This is a genomic window from Paenibacillus nanensis (assembly GCF_003583765.1).
In the GTDB taxonomy this organism is placed as follows: domain Bacteria; phylum Bacillota; class Bacilli; order Paenibacillales; family Paenibacillaceae; genus Pristimantibacillus; species Pristimantibacillus nanensis.
In genome coordinates this window covers 14,043-30,837 of record NZ_QXQA01000006.1, presented here as the reverse complement: position 1 = coordinate 30,837, position 16,795 = coordinate 14,043, and the positions used below count along the sequence as shown (strand labels likewise).

The 16,795-nt window shown below is 47.7% G+C and carries 14 protein-coding genes and 1 riboswitch; of the genes, 7 read left to right on the top strand and 7 right to left on the bottom strand.

Annotation, left to right across the window (positions count from 1 at the left end; genetic code table 11):
* The first annotated feature begins 119 nt into the window (after positions 1-119).
* The 4 genes from D3P08_RS11425 (at position 120) to D3P08_RS11410 (ending at position 6,505) form a co-directional block, all read left to right on the top strand.
* Complete coding sequence (locus tag D3P08_RS11425; protein ID WP_162848442.1) at positions 120-2,357, top strand: right-handed parallel beta-helix repeat-containing protein; 2,238 nt, start codon at positions 120-122, stop codon at positions 2,355-2,357.
* Between the two features lie 266 nt (positions 2,358-2,623).
* The gene (locus tag D3P08_RS11420) at positions 2,624-3,766 is read left to right on the top strand and encodes a polysaccharide pyruvyl transferase family protein (protein ID WP_119599836.1); all 1,143 of its coding nucleotides are present in this window, start codon (positions 2,624-2,626) and stop codon (positions 3,764-3,766) included.
* On the top strand, positions 3,741-4,949 hold the full coding sequence (locus D3P08_RS11415; RefSeq protein WP_119599835.1) for a glycosyltransferase: 1,209 nt from the start codon (positions 3,741-3,743) through the stop codon (positions 4,947-4,949). The genes D3P08_RS11420 and D3P08_RS11415 overlap by 26 nt, the downstream gene beginning before the upstream one ends.
* Positions 4,946-6,505, top strand: a complete 1,560-nt coding sequence (locus tag D3P08_RS11410) for a lipopolysaccharide biosynthesis protein (RefSeq protein WP_206098951.1) — start codon at positions 4,946-4,948, stop codon at positions 6,503-6,505. Before D3P08_RS11415 ends, D3P08_RS11410 begins: the two co-directional genes overlap by 4 nt.
* Positions 6,506-6,576: 71 nt before the next feature.
* Here the strand turns inward: D3P08_RS11410 and D3P08_RS11405 are convergent, their stop codons facing one another.
* Both D3P08_RS11405 and D3P08_RS27880 read right to left on the bottom strand, forming a co-directional pair.
* Entirely contained in the window at positions 6,577-9,369 is a 2,793-nt protein-coding gene (locus D3P08_RS11405) for a right-handed parallel beta-helix repeat-containing protein (RefSeq protein ID WP_162848441.1), read from the bottom strand.
* Positions 9,370-9,537: 168 nt separating this feature from the next.
* Positions 9,538-10,170: a serine O-acetyltransferase gene (locus D3P08_RS27880; RefSeq protein WP_276311151.1), complete on the bottom strand. Its 633-nt coding sequence runs from the start codon at positions 10,168-10,170 to the stop codon at positions 9,538-9,540.
* A 193-nt stretch (positions 10,171-10,363) separates the two neighbouring features.
* Here D3P08_RS27880 and galE point away from each other — a divergent pair, with 193 nt between their 5' ends.
* From galE to sinI, 3 genes are all read left to right on the top strand, one after another.
* Entirely contained in the window at positions 10,364-11,398 is a 1,035-nt protein-coding gene (gene galE / locus D3P08_RS11390) for a UDP-glucose 4-epimerase GalE (protein ID WP_119599832.1), read from the top strand.
* A 20-nt stretch (positions 11,399-11,418) separates the two neighbouring features.
* Entirely contained in the window at positions 11,419-12,477 is a 1,059-nt protein-coding gene (locus tag D3P08_RS11385) for a glycosyltransferase family 2 protein (protein ID WP_162848440.1), read from the top strand.
* A 100-nt stretch (positions 12,478-12,577) separates the two neighbouring features.
* A riboswitch (cyclic di-GMP riboswitch) is annotated at positions 12,578-12,661 on the top strand.
* A gap of 15 nt (positions 12,662-12,676) precedes the next feature.
* Positions 12,677-12,838: a DNA-binding anti-repressor SinI gene (gene sinI / locus D3P08_RS11380; RefSeq protein WP_119599830.1), complete on the top strand. Its 162-nt coding sequence runs from the start codon at positions 12,677-12,679 to the stop codon at positions 12,836-12,838.
* Between the two features lie 12 nt (positions 12,839-12,850).
* Here sinI and D3P08_RS11375 read toward each other — a convergent pair whose 3' ends face one another.
* The 5 genes from D3P08_RS11375 to D3P08_RS11355 form a co-directional block, all read right to left on the bottom strand.
* Positions 12,851-13,180, bottom strand: coding sequence for a helix-turn-helix domain-containing protein (locus tag D3P08_RS11375; RefSeq protein WP_119599829.1), 330 nt, complete (start codon positions 13,178-13,180; stop codon positions 12,851-12,853).
* A gap of 93 nt (positions 13,181-13,273) precedes the next feature.
* Entirely contained in the window at positions 13,274-15,079 is a 1,806-nt protein-coding gene (locus D3P08_RS11370; protein ID WP_119599828.1) for an ABC transporter ATP-binding protein, read from the bottom strand.
* Positions 15,076-15,558, bottom strand: a complete 483-nt coding sequence (locus D3P08_RS11365) for a lasso peptide biosynthesis B2 protein (RefSeq protein WP_119599827.1) — start codon at positions 15,556-15,558, stop codon at positions 15,076-15,078. The genes D3P08_RS11370 and D3P08_RS11365 overlap by 4 nt, the downstream gene beginning before the upstream one ends.
* Positions 15,533-15,844 (bottom strand): lasso peptide biosynthesis PqqD family chaperone, encoded by a 312-nt coding sequence (locus D3P08_RS11360; protein WP_119599826.1) that lies wholly within the window; start codon positions 15,842-15,844, stop codon positions 15,533-15,535. Before D3P08_RS11360 ends, D3P08_RS11365 begins: the two co-directional genes overlap by 26 nt.
* On the bottom strand, positions 15,841-16,785 hold the full coding sequence (locus D3P08_RS11355; RefSeq protein ID WP_119599825.1) for a phosphoenolpyruvate carboxykinase (ATP): 945 nt from the start codon (positions 16,783-16,785) through the stop codon (positions 15,841-15,843). The genes D3P08_RS11360 and D3P08_RS11355 overlap by 4 nt, the downstream gene beginning before the upstream one ends.
* Between the last annotated feature and the right edge of the window lie 10 nt (positions 16,786-16,795).

The following is a 16,795-nucleotide window of genomic DNA, read 5'->3' as shown; positions in this document are numbered from 1 at the left end:
GTCGTCATTACGCGCATGAAAGGGACTTTATTCGTTCTAATATTGCCTGTATAGCTGCTGTAAATGATCAAATAAGTCTCGGTACGATTATAAGTTATATGAGGAGGATTACGATCGCAGTGAAATGGATCATTTGGACCTTGATGATTGGTATTCAACTTTCAATTCTGCAGCTGCCGTTACGTCTGGCAACCGAAGCAGGAGCATCGCTACAGCCGGAGAAAACAGCATATACCGAGAGCAATATACTTCCAGGACAGGGTACTCATACGATCGGAAAGACGCTTCCTACAGGGGCGGATTTAAACAGATATCAATTAACCCCCCATGTCATTGACCTGAATAAATGGGGGATTCGCAACGACGGCACCGATCCGGTCCGCACGACAAAAGGCATTAACGAAGCTCTACTATGGGCGCACAAAAATGGCATAACAGCCGTTACATTGCCGGCCGGCACGTATCTGATCGACAAGGACAGCCGAATTAACATGGTCGGCAATATGTTATTTGATCTGCCCTCTACTGCCATCCTTCAGAAGGAGCCGAATGGAAAGGAATATTATCATTTGCTCTATATTGGTCCGGATGCAGACCATGTCACGATTAGAGGCGGCGTGTATAAAGGGGACAGAGATAAGCATGACTACAGCAAAAAAGATCATGCTGGGTCCTTCGGCACTCATGAAAGCGGGTATGGCATCGCGATTGAAGGAGCAGACTTTGTCACGATTGATGGAGTAACGTCGACGCATTTTACCGGGGATGGTTTATTAGTTGGCGGATTCGGAACTTCTCTGCATGGGATATACGCAGATCATTTTGAGTCGGGAACATTCAATGATAAAGGAATACCGGCGGCGGATAAACAAAAGATCCGTACCGCGAAGCCTTTGTTATTAGATAACAAGATTCTTGATAAAAGACGTGTGTTCGAGCTGTCTAATCCGATTAATCTCCCTGAAGTATTTGATATCTACTTCTATGATCATAAAAATAAATTTTTGAAGAAGCTTGCTGGCGTTAAGGTTCGAGAAGAAATTTCGATTCCTTACGGAGCTGCCGCCTTCCATCTTGTTTTTGCGAAATCGAATGCGGCCGGCGCCCATATCCAAACCTGGAGCCGCGTTTTAAGCACGAATGTGCTTGTGCAAAACTCGGAATTTGCGTATAACCGCAGGCAGGGCATTACGGTTGGCGGAGCGGAGCATGTCCTTATTCAGAAAAACGAGCTTCATCACATGCAAGGCACCGCGCCTCAGTCCGGCATCGATGTGGAGGGCGGATTCCACTTAAACGGTTTTTACAATAAGGACATTATCATTTCGGATAACTCCTTTCACAACAATGCCGCATACGATGTCATTCTTTACGATGGAGAAAATGCGGTCGTACAAAATAATAGAATGGCGTCAAAAGGAAAAATAGGGCTCGCCATTTCAAAACCATTTTCCGGCGCTCTTGTAAAAAACAACTTTTTTGACGGGTCGACAATAAACGTGTATCGGGATGCAACCTTTATCAATAATCGGCTCGAGGGGACGCGGACATCGTTTAGCGGCACCAATATCCGGATCGACGGGATGAAGCTTGTGGATTCTGTGTTGCACATCGACGCGATAGAGCCGTTCGGCGTGCAAGCGTCCAATGTTACCATTCATAGCGTGAACAAATCGCTTGAAGCGGGACTTTCACTGACAGGTAAGCGGGTACGACTAGACAACATTACGATCTCCGGTGAATCCAAATTGCGTACGGTAACGGGTGGAATAGAGCCGGGAAGTATAATTAACAACTTGAAAGTAACGGACTATAACTCCACGTACGGGCTGTCGTTGCCTCCGGCGATTTATAATAATTGCGAGTTTGCCGGAGCGGAAGGCGGAGCTTCAGGCGCGATCGGAGTCAGCAACGCCGGGGCTTATACGTTTAATAATTGCGTGTTTACCTTCAGTTCAACCGCCTTTAACGGCCTAGTGGCGAATAACCCGGAACTGAACTTGACGATAAAAAAATCAAGATTTGAACTGCTTGGCCATACCACTGCCATTCACGTTCAATCGGCGGCTAATGTATTGCTGGAGGATAATGCCATTGTTGCCCACAAACTAAAAAATGAACAAATCGACATTATTCGATTGAATGAGATCGGGAAAGCCAACGAGAAGAATGATATTTTAAAAGCGGCAATTAGAAGAAATACGATTGCGACGAATCGTCCGGCAATTGGAATTTCGACGATTAACGCCGGTGTCGGTGCTCCTTCCTACACGGTGGAGAGAAATACGCTGGTTAACGCAAAGCTTGCCCTTAAAGAAAACGATGCGCAGAACGGCAATATAACGGTGAATGAATAAGACGGTAATGCGTGAAGCCTTCTTCTGCTTAAGAGGGAGGCTTCTATTTCTTGTGGCGGGATGGACGGATATTTCGTGCTATGTAGTTCTTTGTAAAGAACAATCGTGTTGTTGTACTGTGCCGTTCAAGGAAGAAGAGAACGTCCATTATGTTAAGAAACAATGGCTAGGGTTGCTGGATTGCTAAAGATGAGGTAGAATGGAATTGCGTTCGTTATAATGAACATTTTTCGGTTTAGGTTGAAAGACAGGAGTGAAATCGGTTTATGAAAATATGCACAATTACATGTCATCGCGTATACAACCATGGGGCATCGCTCCAAGCATACGGCTTAATGAAATATTTGAAAAACTCGGGTCATGATGTCGAGATAATCGATTATAGGCCGGAGTACTTAAGCAATCATTATCGTTTATCAAACGTTGCCAACCCAAGATGGGAAAAAAACAGGTTATTAAAGTGGACCTATTTGACTTTAAAATTACCAGGACGATTAATCTCGCTCCGCAGAAAAAAAGCGTTCGACCGCTTTGATAAAAAATATTTGAGCATAACCGACACCTGCTACCGAACGAATGATGAACTCAAACAAAAACCGCCGGCCGCCGAGGCCTATATTTGCGGCAGCGACCAGATCTGGAACAGTCTGCATCAAAACGGGAAAGATCCCGCCTTTTATCTCGACTTTGCTCCTTCCCAAAAAATAAAAGCTTCCTACGCGGCTAGCTTCGCGACAGATAGTATCGCGGAGCCCCTTAAAAAAGTGGTGAAAGAAAGAGTCGAGCGGCTTGACGGCGTTGCGGTAAGAGAAAAAAGCGGCGTTAAAATCCTTAGGGATTTGGGGATACATAGGGCAATCACGGTGCTGGATCCGGTCTTTTTGCTGGATCAAACAGAGTGGGACAAGATCAGCAGCGGCAGTTATAAAGAGGATTACATCCTCATTTATGACTTTGATAACAGCGAGCTAATCAAAAAAATTGCGTTGGAGCTAAAGGAGCTTACGGGTTATAAGATTTATTGCGTGAATCCGGGCAAGCAAAGATACGCGGATAAGATGTTTCGATATGTCGGGCCCGATTCGTTTATATCGCTTATCCGGGATGCAAAATTTGTCGTATCTAACTCTTACCACGCAGCCGTGTTTTCCCTTATTTATGAGAAAGATTTTGTTATTGTGAATAGAACGGAGGCCATCAATACCCGCATGCGGGATTTGCTGGATGACCTCAACCTGAATAGCAGATTAACGAATCATGAGTACAAGGCCGAGGAGTTATTAAAGAAGATTGACTACAGCGTTGTGAAAGAAATGATTAAGACAAAGAAGATGTCATCCAAATCGTATTTGGATCAACTACTCGTACAAGGAATGGTTCAGCATGAAAAGAGTCTTGTTCGTCATTGATTCTTTGAATAGCGGAGGCGCTGAAAAAAGCTTAATCTCCTTACTGACGCTCTTTGATTATTCGAAATATAAGGTGGACTTATTATTATTTTCGAAACAGGGATTGTATCTGCCTTTATTGCCAAAGCAGGTGCGATTGCTGGAGGTGCCAGATTCCGTAAAAAGCTACGAAGAAGGCATTCGAAAGCTGATTGCCGATCGAAAGTTTAAAACGCTGTTTAACAAAATGATGCTTTATATCGCGCATAGGCAGAATATTCAAAGAAAACGAAAGCATCATGCTCAAATCAACTGGAGATGGATGGCCGATCGTATTGCAAAGCTGGATACGACTTACGATGCGGCCATTGCTTACAGCCAAGGCATTCCGACTTACTTTGTTGCGGAGAAAGTTCATGCAGCCAAAAAGTTTTGCTGGATCAATACGGATTACAGAGCTGCCCAATATGATAAAAAGTTTGATGCGCCGTTTTATGCCCGGTTTCAAAATATAGTGGCAGTGTCTGACGTTAACAAAGAGGTGTTTACAGCCGAAATGCCGGAAGCGGCTGGGAAGACCAAGGTGGTGTACGATATTGTATCGACGGCGATGATATCCGCCATGGCCCTCCAGAAGGGCGGTTTCGAGCATGATTGTGACGGAACAAGAATACTGACCATAGGCCGATTGGTTGAATCCAAAGGATATGACCTGGCCATCGAGGCGTGCATCAGGCTGAAAGAAAAAGGGTATCGGTTTGTTTGGTACATCATAGGCGAAGGTCCTTTGAAAGAGGAGCTGGAACGGTCGATTAAGTCGAATGGCTTGAACGAACATATGAAGCTGCTGGGTACCTTTCATAATCCATACACCTTTTTAAAGCAAAGCGATATTTATGTGCAGCCGTCACGATTCGAAGGCTTCGGGCTGGCGATTGCCGAGGCGCGCTGCTTGCAAAAACCTGTTGTCGCAACAAACTTCCCTGTCGTACACAATCAAATAAAGGATAGATGGAACGGGCTGATCGTGCAAATGAGCGGAGAAGCGCTTTACGAAGGGATTCGCGAATTGATCGATGACCCCGGTTTGAGGGATTCGATTATTCAGCATTTGAAGATTGAAGATGTAGGGACGGAAAACGAAATACATAAAGTATACGAACTCATTGAGTCGAATATTGATGGAGCGGAGACACAACCTTGAGGGTGAAAAAAGCAAGTTTAAACGTTGTTGTCAATTTCATTACCTTTATACTGGGCGCACTGCCCGCCTTTTTTGTTAGAAAGGCGCTGCTCGACTCGCTTGGCAACGACTACTTAGGACTAAGCTCGTTGTACACCAGTATTATAGGCGTATTGTCGATTGTTGAGCTAGGAATAGGAAGCGCAATTATTTACTCGTTGTATAAACCTTTCGCAGAAGGCGATAAGCCGCGAATGCTTGGGTACTTACAATTTTATCGAAGGTTTTACCATATAGTCGGCTTAATCATTTTTGGATTAGGCCTGGCGACAATCCCGTTTTTACGTTTTTTTATTCAAGATGAGATCCAATTGCTTGATGCCGCGATGTACTTTATTTTGTTTCTGATCAATACCCTTATCAGCTATTTCTTCTCTTATAAGTTGTGCATGTTAACTGTCGCTCAAGACGGTTATAAGATTTCTATTGCAATGACTGCAAGTAAGCTTATAATCGCCATACTCCATTACCTTCTGCTTACTATTTATCCTGATTTTTACCTTTATCTCCTTATTCAGATCGTCATTAATGCAGTTTACTTCATATTTATGAATCGATATATCAATAAAAAATATGCTTGGGTTCAGCAACTGCAAGACGGGGTGCTCGAAGAGAATGAGAAAAAATCGCTGCTCAAAAATATTAAGGCTTTATTTTTTCATAAAATCGGAGGAGTTCTTGTTCTTGGCACAGACAATTTGATTATTTCGACAACCATTAACTTAACGGTCGTGGGGATCTATAACAGCTTTATGTTAGTTATTGGATCGATTCAGGGTTTAATCTCTCACGCTTTCTCGGGGATTACGGCAAGCGTAGGCAATTTGCTAGCCACGGGGAATGAAGAGGATGCGTATAAAGTGCATCAAAAGCTGTTTTTTTTGAACTTTTGGCTAGCTTCGTTTGCTACGATCTTTTTGTACAATACGTTAAGCCAATTTGTTTCGATCTGGCTTGGAGCAGATCAAAAGCTGGATGCGCTGTCTCTAAATATTATTCTTATTAATTTTTACTTTTTCCTTATGCGCGCATCGGTCGAGCGGTTTAAGGAAAGCGGGGGAATTTATTATCAAGACCGGTATGCGCCTGTCTATGAAGCCCTGATTAACTTGGCGGCATCCATCCTATTAGTAAACTGGATCGGACTCGCAGGCGTATTTATTGGTACGCTAATCAGTAATTTGGCCGTTATTTTCTGGGTGAAGCCGAAAATGGTGTACACCTATATCTTCAAAAAAAAGTTACGGGCTTATTTTTTAATGTACTTCAAATATTTGGCGATAGGGCTGATCCCGTTTTTCCTTACGCATATCATCACAAATGACATAAAAGAAGAAACGTCGATCTATGCTTTAGTTGCAAACGGCGCAATAAATATTATTCTTATTAATGGTTTGTACCTTTTGATCTTCTGGAGAAACAAAGAGTTTACATATTTCAAAGAGATGGCGTTAACTATACTGCGGAAGGTAATGTATTTGAGCTTGCGGAAAAAAAAGACGATGTCCGGCAATTAACCCTATATGAAAGATAAGAAGGCTGCCAGCAAAGATTCCCTTTGCGGCAGCCTTATTCGTGCTGGCGTTTATTAATTTTCGCTAATGGGAGCATAACGTCTAAATTGAGCAAGGCTGCCCATGTCCCGCCATGTTACAGTATTGTCGGTTTGTGTGGCATTGGGGGCAGTTGGCCACGCCGGCGGAGAGGCGCCAGTCGTTCCTGAAGTCATTGCTTCATAGACTCTGCCGTTGACTTGAATCTGGTCGCCGATCCGTACAGCGGTTGAGGCTTTCCAAGAAGCTGCGCTCGCATACCCGGAAGAGATGCAAATCCATCCCGCATAACCGCCGGGAGCCGGCGCTGCATGCTTGTAGGTGTCGCCTCTGAACCAATAGCCGGTTACCGGTGGCTGCAGTCCTTCTACGGCAGGATCGTAATCCAAATAACGTCCGGCCTCGCCTTGCGGAAGAACAATATTTACGAACCGATTGCGAGAGTTAACGAATGTTCGAATGGCTGTTTTTTTGCTTTGCTCATAGTAGGATGGCAATGGATACGGAGAGGTACCCGTATAAGAGACGGTACTGTTCTTTAGAATGATGCTTGCCGTATTGGCGACCGCATACACATTGGTTACGAAATAATTAAAGGTTGTATTGTTGATTTCGATAACGCTTCTATCCATTTCCACCCAGCCGTAGCCGGTATTTGATTCGTTCTGAATCATATACGGCACCGTCGTTGCGATGATTTTACTGTCTGAAATACTCGTTGTGGCGGAAAAATCAGGCGTATTTATATTTCCGATCTTTACTACTGTATCCGCCAGTTTGCAAGTTTGAATCGATACATGACGGCTTTTCGTCGCATAAATTCGGTTGCTTAGAAGACTGTTAAAGAAATTACAGTCTCTTAACGTCACGGATTCCGTCTTCGTCGATTGATTTCTTGTCTCCAGTCTTAGATGCATGTTCTGGAAGATGGAGCCGATATGCTCATATACCCGGGAATAGATTTCTCGCTGAACACCCAAGCCTATAAAGACGCTGTATTCGGTTCTATTGACAGTAAAGAAGGGAATACCGGCAACCTTGTCTGTCCAAATAAAACGATTTTCACGGCAAACGTACTTATCGTCATCCGGCATCGAAAATGAATTGACATCGATTAATACGTTTCGTTCGAAATAGACCTCATAGCCGACGCCGTTTATCGTCTGATTCGTAATGTAGGCCATATTGTTATTCTCGATGACAACGTGGGCGCCAGGCAAATTCGTAGTCATGATGCCAACGCCTGCTTGGCAGCGGTACATTTGGTTTTGCCGCACGGTTACAGACTGTACGACATATAAGTTAACGGCGTTTCCGGTAAGATTATAAAATAAATTGTTATATACATCGGCTGACCAGCATCCCAGCAATATTCCGTGATTCAAATTATAGAGCAGATTATCACGAACAATGGAATGATCACCGTATGCGTCTTCTTGATTGATTCCATACCGCGTTGTGCTAGGAAAGAGAGGCTTCCGGTCCAACAGTCCGTTTCCGTCGTGAATGCTGTTATTACGAATAATATTATAATTGCCTCCAAGCAGGATGCCCCCGCGGTGCGTATTGTAAATTTCGTTAAACTCAATTGTATTATGGTGAGGGGATAGTCCGTATTGTATCGTAAATTGCATGTTTTTCGCGGCGTCCGTCTCGTTTCGGAAGAGCAGCCGAAACTTGCGCGCATCTGGGGGAATGGAGATAGGGGTATATATTTTTTTGTTCGAATAACGGCTTAAATAGCCGTTGCTCGCGTTGTAATAAATAACGTCGACTTCTTTTTGGTTCAATGCCGTGACGCGCGTATAGCCGAAGCCTGAAATCAACATGCTGTCATATGGCGTAGAGGGGAGGTCGATAAGCTTGGAAACCATGGTCTGATTCGTGCTCGGAATGAGAGCGCCGGTTACGGGATCTATCTCGTTCGCTGTGAGGCCAAGCGAAAAGCCTGCGAGTGCTGCAGGAGATGTGCTGTTAATGTTAACGCCGTCTCCCATATAGCTGCTAATCGTGCAGTGGCTTACGCTGCAGTAGGCTGAGCCGCTTGCCAATTGTATGCCGTGCGTCCATTCGATCTTTGCCTCAGCCGCGTTCGAGAAGCTTCTATCGGCTTTGCAGCCGATGAGGATCGCGTTTTTAACATGCGAGTGATTAGCGTTGCGAAATACGATGCTGACACCGTCTGGTGTCCCGGAGTAAGGTCCGGGATAGTTGAAATAATCCGTTGCACCGGGACGCGGGTCAAATGGGGATTTGCTGTCGGAATCATAAATGACTTTTAAGGTTGAGCCGTGGAAATCCAAAGTGATGTGATTATAGGCAATTAAAATCGGGTTTGGATAGCAGATGGCATACTGATTTTTTGGTAAAATGATATAATCGAAATTGTTTTCGACGGCCCATTTAAGAGCGTTATTTATTCCGAGCACGTTCTGATTCGCTTGATTGAAATCCTCCGTTGTATAAGGTTTGTCCGGAATTCCGCTTACGATTCCCCAACGGGACAGCTCGATGACGTATACTCTAGCCGTTATTCCGCTCGCAGTTCCGGGGGGACCTTGCTCGCCTTGTGGTCCTGCCGGACCTTGCGGCCCTGCCGGTCCTGGTGGCCCTGCCGGTCCTGGTGGCCCTGCCGGTCCTGGTGGCCCTGCCGGACCTGCCGGACCTGTTGGCCCAGGGAGGCTATACCCCTCCGGCAGCGCGGCTGGTCTTATTTGGTTCGTTGCGGGATCCAGAATTGTATTTAACGCTTGTTGAATGGCAGTGTCATCATAGATTTGAATTTGCTGCCCATTAATGGTGATATAGCCGTTCGGACTTGTAGCCATGCGATCACCTCTACCTTCTAGTTTGGTATCTACTTATTCTATGCTAGTCCGCATATATCCGTTTGTGCGGATGTCTAATCGAATCAGACAGGTTACGGCGGAAGCGATCTATCCGTGTTAAAAAACGCCGGCCTTCGACCTAGACGAGAACCGGCGCTTTAATAGTTTTTACTGTTCTTTCGTTTTGGGAAGAAGGCCTGCTTGTTTCATAAGGACCTCCGAAGGATAGGGGAAGCTGATGTAGCCCTCGGAGCCTTCAAGCGAGATGATTTTAGCCGGAATCCCCCCGACGACGGCATGGTCAGGCACGTCCTTCGTCACTACGGCATTCGCTCCGATCGCGGCATAATTGCCGACCCGGACGTTGCCGATAATTTTGGCTCCGGCGCCAATGTAGACGTTGTTCCCGATTGTAGGAACGCCTTTGGTTGCACCTCTATTGCTTGCCCCGATCGTAACGCCCTGCATAATGACGCAATTCTCGCCTATTGTCGCGTTGCTGTTCACGACAATTCCGCCGAAATGACCGATGTAGAAGCCTTTTCCGATTTTGGTGCTTGGCGAGATCCCGATACCGTATTTGTATTTATAACGCTGCAGAATAACGAGCGCCAGGAAGTAGAGCGGTCTGCACAATTTCCCCTTCTGTTTCAAGTAGCTGCAAAGCCGAAGCCAAAACATAAAATGATACCCGGCAAAGAAAAATTGCCGATAAAAAACTTTAGCCATGCTGACCTTCATCGATTCTTCATAGCGGTAAAGGTCTGAAAACCAGTGGTATTTCAACTCTTTAAAGGTCACGACAAATACAACCTCCATTGTTGTTCTATATAAAGAACTATAACCTGTTCATCGTTCTTTTTCAAGGTACTTTTTCTCATTTGCGAAGGGTAAGAATTTGTTCGTTATTACAGACAAATTTCCAATCCTCTGGTATAATGTTCTTTATAAAGAACGTCTTGTTCTCACTAAAGGATACGGAGGAGATTTGAAAATGGCCATTCTCGTTACGGGCGGAGCAGGTTACATTGGAAGCCATACCTGTGTGGAGCTGTTGAATGCGGGCTTTGAAATTGTCGTCGTGGACAATCTGTCGAACAGCCATCCGGAGGCGTTGAAACGCGTGTCTGAAATAACGAACATTCGCTTTGCTTCTTATTTTATTGATCTCATGGACCGGGAATCGCTTGACCATGTATTCAAGGAGCATAAGATCGACGCGGTCATCCATTTCGCAGGGCTGAAGGCGGTAGGGGAGTCGGTCCAAAATCCGCTTAAATACTACCATTACAATTTGATGAGCACCACAACGCTTTGCGAGGTGATGGAGGCTAACGGCGTAAGGCGGCTTATTTTCAGCTCCTCGGCGACGGTTTACGGCCTGCCGAAGCAAGTGCCGATTGATGAAGGAGCGCCGGTGGGCGCCGTAAATCCTTACGGGCGAACGAAGCAGATGATCGAACAGATGCTCCAGGATGTGGTTGATGCCAATCCCGGCTGGAGCGTGGCGATCTTGCGTTATTTCAATCCGGTTGGCGCGCATGAAAGCGGAAGGATTGGCGAGGACCCGAACGGCGTTCCGAACAATTTGGTGCCTTATATCGCGCAAGTGGCGGTTGGACGGCTGGCGGAGGTGTCCGTCTACGGTGATGACTACGAGACGGCAGACGGTACCGGAGTGCGGGACTACATTCATGTCGTCGATCTGGCGCTTGGACATCTGAAGGCGCTCATTAAGCTGGAGCATGCCACAGGCGTACATATTTATAACTTGGGAACGGGCCGCGGTTACAGCGTGCTGGAGATGATCGCCGCTTTTCAGGAAGCTTCGGGCCGTCCGATCCCTTATAGGATCACTGGAAGGAGGCCGGGCGACGTAGCCGTCTGCTACGCGGAGACAACGAAGGCTGCCGCCGAGCTTAATTGGCGGGCGGAGCGGGGGATCGCGGAAATGTGCAGGGACTCGTGGCGCTGGCAGTCGATGAATCCCCGGGGCTACAGAACGCCGGAACCCGTGGCGCAAACTTAATCGAAATGGGGTGCCTGCCTGTGACCAAGATTGGTGTTATTGTTCCGGTATATAACGCCGGCCGCAAGCTCCACCGCTGCATTAGGTCCATTCAGGCACAGACGTATAAGGATTGGAGCCTGCTCCTCATCAATGACGGCTCCACCGACGACAGCCTCCGGATATGCGAGGCTTATTCGAGGGAGGACAGCCGTATCCGTGTCCACAGTCAGCCGCGGTCGGGAAGCATTGCCGCCAGACGAAAGGGGATTGAGCTGTCTGATTCCCCTTTCCTAACCTTTGTGGATGCGGATGATTGGGTTGACCGCAGCATGCTCGAGAGACTCAGCGGCGCAACCGCAATCTCGAATGCCGATATAGCGGTTAGCAATGTGTATCGCGTACTGGGCGGCTCAGGCTGGATTCGGAAGTCGTATGGGGATCATTTTTTCCAGGAGGAGAAAGTGATAACGGGGGATGAGATACGGTCTGAAATCGTCCCCGCCTTCCTTCACGGCCACCCGTTTCCCGCGCAATTCCACGGAAAGCTATATAAACGGGATTTGCTTCTTGCAAGCGGCGGCTATCTGGCGCGCATTCAGTTTTTTGGCGATGATCTTTATTGTAATGTGGAGATGTTCCTTAAGGCGCAAGCCGTTCATCTGCTTCCCGAAAGGCTGTATTATTACCGCGCAGGAGGCTTTACCAGCCGCTACTTGCCAAGCCTATTCACGGATATGATCAACGGCTACCGCATCCAGAAGGAGGTCATCGCGGACTATTATTACGAGGAACGTAACGACCACGCTAGTGGAACGAGGGTGATGCTGCTTCATACGCTGCAAACTTGCCTGAAGAACTTGTTCGAAAGCTCGTATTCGAAGGATGAGAGGCTTCGGATTATCCGGCAATATTGCGAGAGTCCGGAGGTTCGGGAGTGTATAGGAGACGAGTCGGCAGCCGGACACTTCGCGCCGTCCTATATCCGCGCCATTCAAAGCTCGAATTGCCGATTCCTCTATCAATTAGGGAAAAAGGACTATTTGCGAAGTCTACCTAAGAAGGTACTGGTGAATGCGTTCACAAAAATGACTTTTTAACAGATTCGACAAATTGAGAAATAATCTATCAAAAATTGGAGACAGAAACCGACAGCATATGCAATTGGAATAGGATATGATACATCATGTGATGGAAAAAATGGAAAAGGGCGGCGTCGAAATGCGTTCAGTAATTGGGCACCTTAAACGCATGGAGTCAGTGGTGCAACCGGCCCCGAAGAATTGGGGGAAATGAAGCATGATTCAGGTCATTTCGAACAGCCAGTTAGAACTAGATGAAGAGTGGGTAGAGTTGATGTTATGCGCGCGTGATAAAGGGCTGACAGTGGAGGAAGTGAGAAAGGTTCTGCTAATCCTTCAAGAGGAAGGGAAAACCATTATACAGGAAAGCGCTGTATAAGGGTATACAGCGCTAGTCGCGGGCGGATTTCCATTTATTGAACTCAAGAAATTCTTTAAACTGTTCCTTGCTGACACCAGAAGCCATCGCTTCCCTGACCAGATCCTCCCAATCCCGGTCCAGTCCTGTTGCGGGACGCTCGGATTGGTCGCTATTCACAAATTCCTCAACCGGAACGTTTAATACCTCGCCAATCTTTTCAAGAAATTGTATGGAAGGATTTTGCTGGAGTCCCCTCTCGATGGAGCTTAAATACGACTTGGCGACTCCAGCACGCTGGGACAGCTCGGTGAGCGATAGTCCCTTACGTTTGCGAAGCATCTGAATACGTTCTCCGATCATGCTAGACTCCTCCGTCACTGCTAGGATGCGTTTTCACTATTATAACGAAATAATCGTCATAACGGAAGATAAAGCTGGGAAACGACCGAAAGTTTAGAAGGAAGAAGCATGCGGACTCGTCTGCAGCTGCAGCGATCGTCCGAAATATCCCCCTTGATTGGCGGCGAGCTGTTCGAAACCGCCTTGCTCCGTTATTTGTCCATTTCCGATGACAAATACGTGATCGGCGCCGCGCAATGTCGATAGGCGGTGTGCGACGATAATAATCGTCATGGAGCCCTTCAGGCGGTCAATGGCCTCTTGAATATTTCGTTCGTTCTCCGCATCCAGCGCGCTTGTCGCTTCGTCAAGAACAAGAATACTTGGCTTGCGGATAATAGCGCGCGCCAGCACCAGACGCTGCCTTTCGCCCCCCGATAACCGGACGCCCCGGTCGCCGATAACGGTATCCAAGCCTTGAGGAAGTCCTCTTACAAATTCCGCGCAAGAAGCGAACTCAAGCGCCTCCCATATTTCTTGCTCGGTTGCCCCTGGAGCGATAAGCTCCATATTTTCCCTGATGGATGCGTTGAAGAGAAACGGATCCTGCGGCACATAGCTGATCGAACGGCGGTAAGCGAGCAGATTCCGGTCGGAGATCGGCTCTCCATCCACGACGATATGACCTTCGTCCGGATACATCAGTCCCATGATAAGGTCAATCAGCGTGCTTTTTCCCGCGCCGGAAGCGCCGGCGATCGCGGTCGTCGAATGCGCTTTGATCCGTAAATGAATGTTTTTCAGGTTATATTGGTTGTCTGATTTGTCGTATTTGAAGCTTAGATTGCGGCATTCGATCTCATGACGAATCGGAAGCCGGCGAGTTTCCGTCATACCGGTCAATGATTTTTCTGCGGCCTCGACGCATTCCTCGCGAAACTTTAGAACGGCTCTGCACGATGGAATCATCGAGGACAGCGATTCCAGGTTCGCTTGAATCGATGTAAACCTTGGCCATAGCCGCGCGAAAATAACCGTAATCGTAAGAAGCTGAATGCCCTGTGTCTGAAACAATGCGAAGCAGACGAGAATAAAAGCGGCGATAAGCAGGGTGGAGGATGTTTTATAGACAAACTGCGAGTTCATTCGGAGCTTGATGTAATCAACTTGCTCGCGGAACATATTCCGTGTCAGTTCCTCCAGCCACTCCATTCTCGTTAATTCCATCGTATTGCTTTTTATATCCTTCATGCCATTGATCTGGTCCGTAATGCCGGCCATATAGTTTTGAGCGTGCTGGGATGTTTGGCTGCCCAGCTGCTTGGCTCTCCGGATGAACCTTCTGGAAGCGAATGCAAGAATCGATCCGCAAATAAGGACGAAGAGCGTAAGGCTCGGCGACAGCCAGAAGGCGATGGCGATTTGGATGACGGTAAAGATGACCGATGCGACGAGCTGGAGGAATGTGTTGATTGCGCCTAGCACGCGGGAAAGCTCAATTGTCAACGTATTGACGAGATCTGAGCCGCGCTTGCGCAGGAAGAAGGGCCAGTTCGCCTGAAGAAGCTCACGGTAGGCGTCAAGCCTAAGCTTCCTGGCGAATTGGCCCTGCAGCTCGACGCTGCGGATCGTAACATGGCGCTGTATAAGGTTATGCCCGATCGTAGTGACCGCATAGATGCCAAGCACGATACAAAGCCCGGTCATTGGCGAGAAGCCTTGCAGCAGCTCTGCCGCCCAAGCGAAATAACCGCCTCCGACTTCAAGACTTACAAGTCCGAGAAGTCCTAGGAGAGGGACGAGCAGCAGAACCCCTATGCTCTCCAGGAAGCTGCTTGTGACCATGCCGAATAAATTGCGGTAAAGCGCGGCGCCCGTTACGCGATGCATTTCCTTAATAAAATGCAAGACAGCATTCATACGGCTCTCCTCCCGAAGACGAGTCTTCCTTTTGCATTCGCTTTGTTGGCGAACGTCTCGACGACGATAAAGTTGTTCATGACATCGGCGCCGCTCAAATAGATCGGACCGCTGCGAAGCCAAGCATGCGCAATCATCTTCCCGTGCTCGTCTTTGCCTGTTCCTAAATAGAGAGTGCTAGGAATGCTTCTTCTCTCCAGCATCTTCATATTCGCGATCGCTCTTACGAGACATTTGCTTTCCCAAACGGTATACCGGCTCATCACATCAACCGCGCTCGCGATTTGTTTGATGGTTCGCCGCGTAGGCAGGGAGGCGCAATCCTCCTCCGTCACTTCCATACGTTCCCCTAGGGAAGGCGCAACCTTGATGAACGGCCGATAGAGCTGGATTCGCGCCAGCCCCAAATAGTACATGGCCTCTACATAAAGGAACAGCGAATGCCGGTCCAGCTTAAGCAATGCCCTTATTTTGCGCATGAATAACAAGTAAACCTTCCTTCCGCAAATGTTCTAGAAAGGAAAAGACATGCTGCTCGCATTCCGCGCGCTCTACTTCAAATTCCAGCAGCAGCTTCTGGACCAGCTCGTCAACGGAAATCGGCTCCGCGATCAGGTCCCAGATTTGTCCCCCGATATGACCAAGATTATAATAATTGCCGTTTTTTACGCTTAACATCACTTTTTCGCCGCCCATGTCGCTTACGATGTTTTCCTTGCTTGAGCTGATAACATCTGAGAGGCCTAATTGATCGATCGAATTCATATATGGCGATTCTCCTTTGCCGTGGTTTGAATGAGCAGCTCCGCCAGCTCCTGTACGCTCGAAGGAGCTTGAGGGCGGCACAGCCTGTGCATTTGAATACGGTTCACGAAACGAGCAAGGAAGCCGAAATGCCAATCCATCAGGCCCAGCCGCTCGATTAGAAATCCGCGGAATGTATGTTGAAGCAGCGTATGAAATCTCTCCAGGCCTTCGACGGGCTGGAGCGCTGCGCCTTGTTCGACTTTAATGAGCTCATAGACGCCGGCCAGCGGGAGCGGACTGCTGTGGAAACGGTCCGAGACGGGCACGGCAAATTTGGTTTCTCTTTCAAAAAGCGGTTTTAACCGTTCCGGCTTCATGCCGAGCAGGTCGATGGTTTCCTGCCAAATTTTCTGCTGCGGGTAGGAGGGCGTGACAATCGGATTGTCATCCTGGTCCAGCGTTACCGCGATAAGATCATCGCTCAGCAGCTGATATCCCTGTTCGAGCAAATAGGTCGACAGCGTTGTTTTGCCCGCGCCTGAGTGGCCGACGATAGCGTACGCCTTGCCGTTAATTGCGATGGCGCTGCCATGCAGCGGCAAGATACGTCTTTGCATCAGAATGACGCCCATGCATGATCCAAGCAGATACAGCCTGACCTTATCCATATTGGCTTCGGGGAACAGCGATACGAGAATGGATTGTCCGTTCTCCATCGCAAATATCCCGGTGTCCGGTACCCGCACATAGACGGTCTCGCCTTCGATTGCCAGATGCGCGCCAACTGGATTCAAGCTGTCCCATGTTTCCATGAGGTCGGCTCCGGCGATTGTCAAACCCGGCTGCTCCTCCTCCAACTCGTGTTCAGAAAAGGATAGCTCGGGCAATTGAAACTCGCTCTCGATGCTGAGTCCGAAAGAGCGGTAACGGTAGTTGCGGTCCAGGATAATCAGGATCATTCACCTCGAT

Excerpts from the sequence above, each read along its gene's own strand:
- D3P08_RS11420 (WP_119599836.1), top strand. The coding sequence starts at position 2,624 with ATGAAAATATGCACAATTACATGTCATCGCGTATACAACCATGGGGCA.
- D3P08_RS11415 (WP_119599835.1), top strand. The coding sequence starts at position 3,741 with ATGAAAAGAGTCTTGTTCGTCATTGATTCTTTGAATAGCGGAGGCGCT.
- D3P08_RS11405 (WP_162848441.1), bottom strand. The coding sequence starts at position 9,369 with ATGGCTACAAGTCCGAACGGCTATATCACCATTAATGGGCAGCAAATT.
- galE (WP_119599832.1), top strand. The coding sequence starts at position 10,364 with ATGGCCATTCTCGTTACGGGCGGAGCAGGTTACATTGGAAGCCATACC.
- sinI (WP_119599830.1), top strand. The coding sequence starts at position 12,677 with ATGATTCAGGTCATTTCGAACAGCCAGTTAGAACTAGATGAAGAGTGG.
- D3P08_RS11375 (WP_119599829.1), bottom strand. The coding sequence starts at position 13,180 with ATGATCGGAGAACGTATTCAGATGCTTCGCAAACGTAAGGGACTATCG.
- D3P08_RS11370 (WP_119599828.1), bottom strand. The coding sequence starts at position 15,079 with ATGAATGCTGTCTTGCATTTTATTAAGGAAATGCATCGCGTAACGGGC.
- D3P08_RS11365 (WP_119599827.1), bottom strand. The coding sequence starts at position 15,558 with ATGCGCAAAATAAGGGCATTGCTTAAGCTGGACCGGCATTCGCTGTTC.
- D3P08_RS11360 (WP_119599826.1), bottom strand. The coding sequence starts at position 15,844 with ATGAATTCGATCGATCAATTAGGCCTCTCAGATGTTATCAGCTCAAGC.
- D3P08_RS11355 (WP_119599825.1), bottom strand. The coding sequence starts at position 16,785 with ATGATCCTGATTATCCTGGACCGCAACTACCGTTACCGCTCTTTCGGA.